This is a genomic window from Pseudomonas sp. AF03-9 (assembly GCF_020515815.1).
In the GTDB taxonomy this organism is placed as follows: domain Bacteria; phylum Pseudomonadota; class Gammaproteobacteria; order Pseudomonadales; family Pseudomonadaceae; genus Aquipseudomonas.
The window spans coordinates 1-2,426 of sequence record NZ_JAHPJF010000049.1 but is presented as its reverse complement, the minus strand read 5'-3'; the positions used below and the strand labels follow the sequence as shown (position 1 = coordinate 2,426).

General features: G+C 61.4%; 1 pseudogene. It reads left to right on the top strand.

Features of this window, described 5'->3' with window-relative positions:
• Positions 1 to 2,426: pseudogene (locus LIY36_RS27550) on the top strand (type IV secretion protein Rhs); the annotation flags it as partial.

Below are 2,426 nucleotides of genomic sequence, written 5' to 3'. Positions count from 1 at the left end.
TATCGCACCAGTGCCGTGGAAATGGACTGCGGGCTGGGGTTTGGCTGGAGTCATGCGCTGGCCCACCGGCTGGTGGTTTCCGGTGATTCGGTGGTGTGGACCGATCATGAAAACCGCTCGACGCTGTTGCCCTTGCCGACGGCCTCTCGGCCCGCGATCACCAATAGCCTGGCCGAAGCGGCCATTTATTTGGGTGATTGGCCTGGTGAATTGGTACTGGCCCAGGCCTCACGTTTCTACCACTTTCAAGACGGCTTGCTGACAGCCATCAGCGATGCGTATGACAACCGGCTGCGCATTTGCCGGGATGTGCTGGGGCGCATCGAGCGGCTGGACAACGGTGTCGGGCGTTCGCTGCTTTTGCGCTACGCCTCGCACCGCATTGTTGCGGTGGACTACCAGATTCAGCGCGCCGAGGGCACTGGCCCCTACGTTTGGGCGACAGAGTACAGCGTTGTCTCCTACACCTATGACGACATCGGTCGGTTGGTTTCGGCGACCAACGCCGTAGGCGAAAGCGAGGTGTATCGCTACGACGACAACCACGTGATTGTTGAACGTGGCCTGGCCGGTGGGGCGAGTTTCTTCTGGGCGTGGGAACGTTCCGGCAAGGCGGCGCGCTGTGTCCGGCATTGGGCGAGCTTTTCCCAGATGGACACGCGCTATGCCTGGGACGACGACGGCCGCGTCACGCTGTTCAACGCCGATGGCAGCCAGGAGGTTTACGTCCACGACGGGCGTGCACGGCTGGTGCAGCGGGTCGATCCGGAGGGCGCAACTCACTACAAATCCTACGACGACAAGGGCCGCCTGACAGTCGAGCAAGACCCGCTCGGCGCGGTGACGGCCTATCAATATGACGACGCCGGACGCCTGGTCGCGGTGTTTCCCGGGGATGATCAACCGACGTCCTACGAGCATGACAACGGCTTCGTACGGGTAGTCCGGCGTGGCGAAGCGGTATGGAAATACGAGCGTAACGATCAGGGCGATGTCACCCGCCGGACTGATCCTGACGGCCATGTCACGGACTACAGCTACAACCAACATGGGCAACTGACGGGGGTTTGGTATCCCGATAACAGCTGCCATCGGCTGGTGTGGAACGAGCGTGGGCAACGGGTTGAGGAACAGTTGCCGAATGGCGGCATCAAGCGCTATCGCTATGACGACGTAGGCCGCCTGGTCTCACGCGAGGATGAACATGGCGCGCTGACCGGGTATCAGTGGGACAGCGTGGGTCGGATGATTCGCGTGGTACTGCCGGACGGCGCCACCCGCGAATACAGCTACAACGCCTACGGAAAAGTCACCGCCGAGTGCGATGAACTGGGGCACGTCACCCGCTATGAATATGCGGACGGCCTGCACCTGATCAGCCGGCGGATCAACGCCGATGGCAGCCAGGTCAAGTACCGCTACGACAACACCCGGTTGCTGCTGACCGAGATCGAAAACGAAGCCGGTGAAACCTATGGGTTGCAGTACTACCCCAACGGCCTGATCCAGCAGGAAATCGGCTTTGACGGCCAGCGCACGACGTATGCCTACGACCTCAACGGCAACCTGCAAGAAAAGACCGAACACGGCGATGACGGCAGCCAGCTAATCACCCGCTACGAGCGCGACTTCGCCGGGCGCCTCGTACGAAAAACCCTGCCCGACGGCAGTGTTGTGGATTACGCCTACGACACCCAAGGCAACCTGCTTAGCGTCGACGACGGGCATTGGGCACTGGCCTACGAGTACGACGCACAAAACCGACTCACTGCCGAACACCAAGGCTGGGGCACCTTGCGCTATGCCTACGATGCCTGCGGCCACTTGCACCACCTGCGCCTGCCGGACAACAACCGGGTGGTGTTCAACCGTGCCAAGGGGGGACACCTCGCCACCGTCGAGTTGAATGGCGAAACCCTAACCTCACACCTGTTCAAATCCGGCCAGGAACGTCAACGCCAGCAAGGCCAGCTGTTAAGCCACTACCACTACGACGACCAGCAGCGGCTGCATGCCCACACCGTCACCCAACAGCAGAACCACCTCTACCGGCGGCAGTACGACTACGACAAATCCGGCAACCTGAACCGCGTCCTCGACACCCGCAAAGGCGAACACCACTACAGCTACGACCCACTCAATCGCCTCACCCGCGCCGACCATTCCCAGGACCACCAGGAACGTTTCGTACACGACCCGGCCGGCAACCTGCTCATGCAAAACCGCACCGGCCCGGACGTAGTGGCGGGCAATCGGTTGATGATCCAGGGGGACCGGCACTACGACTATGACGCGTTTGGCAACCTGATCCGTGAGCGTCGCGGCAAGGGGCAGCAGCTTGTCACCGAGTATCGCTACGACTGTCAGCATCGATTAATCAGCGTCACAGCCCCCAACGGGCAAAGCGCCAGTTACCGCTACGACCC